Source organism: Cetobacterium sp. ZWU0022, assembly GCF_000800875.1.
Lineage (GTDB): Bacteria > Fusobacteriota > Fusobacteriia > Fusobacteriales > Fusobacteriaceae > Cetobacterium_A.
This window is the reverse complement of the sequence record NZ_JRJZ01000040.1, coordinates 1-1,001: the sequence shown is the minus strand read 5'-3', so window position 1 is coordinate 1,001 and position 1,001 is coordinate 1. Positions and strand designations below refer to the sequence as shown.

The 1,001-nt window shown below is 20.7% G+C and carries 2 protein-coding genes; both read left to right on the top strand.

Going from position 1 to position 1,001, the window contains the following annotated elements:
* The coding region (locus tag L988_RS03815) for a WYL domain-containing protein (RefSeq protein ID WP_047381777.1) at window positions 1–631 on the top strand (631 nt) is incomplete at its 5' end.
* A 24-nt stretch (window positions 632–655) separates the two neighbouring features.
* Window positions 656–895, top strand: a complete 240-nt coding sequence (locus L988_RS03810) for a hypothetical protein (protein WP_047381774.1) — start codon at window positions 656–658, stop codon at window positions 893–895.
* Window positions 896–1,001 lie beyond the last annotated feature (106 nt).

Sequence of the window (1,001 nt, the reverse complement as noted above, 5' to 3'; positions counted from 1 at the left end):
TTATTATATAGTTTTAAAAGAACATGAGGTTCAAAATGAAGCAGGTTTTTTTAGAGATATTTTTTTTGAATACTTAGATAATCCTAGATATATAAGAGAACAAATTTTATTTTCAGAAACTTTTGAAAAATTACAAATAGCTTTAAAAGAAAAAAAGAAAGTCAATATTAAATATAGCGGAAAAATTAGAACTATAAATCCATATTTTTTAAAAGTATCATCTGGAGAAGATAGAACTTATATTTTTTCTTATTGTGAAAAAAATCAGGATTATAGAAATTATAGAGTTGCTAATATTGAAAATATATCATTGTCAAAACATGATATTGAAGTTAAAGATTTAGAATATCTTAATAGTATTGATAAAAATTTTGATCCTTTTTTATCTTTTGGAAGGAATATAAAAATTAAAATAAATAAAGAAGGACAAAGTTTATTTGAAAAAGTTATTTTAAATAGACCAAAAGTATTAGAAAAAGATGGAGATATATGGTTTTTAGAGTGTACTAATAGGTTAGCAAAAATATATTTTCTACAATTTTTATCAAATGTAGAAATTCTAGAACCAATTGATTTAAGAGATTGGTTTAAAAAAGAATTAAAAAAATGTTTGAAAATTTATGAAAAATAAAAAAGATTAAATAGGGAGTTGCTTATGTTAAAAAATTTTTTTAGTATATTTAAAAAAAATAAAGAAAAACAATTTTCAGAGGAAATTAATAGTGAAATTAATATTGAAACACATGAATTTAAAGTAGTTGGAGCAAAAGATGATTTTGTGATAAGTTTTCATAATAATCAAATTGAATTTATAACAAAGAAAGGCGTAATTATAGGATTCAAAGATAAAAGCAAAAGTAATCAGATTTTTTACTATGAAAAAGAGGGGATTTAAATGCAGAGAATTCAAAATGTATTAGATAAGATAGAGCCTTTAAAGTTAGAATTAACTTTTGTAAAAGATGAATATAGAAAGACAAATAATTCTATTGATAAATTTT

Coding starts and splice junctions, on each gene's coding strand:
- L988_RS03810 (WP_047381774.1), top strand. CDS start 656: ATGTTAAAAAATTTTTTTAGTATATTTAAAAAAAATAAAGAAAAACAA.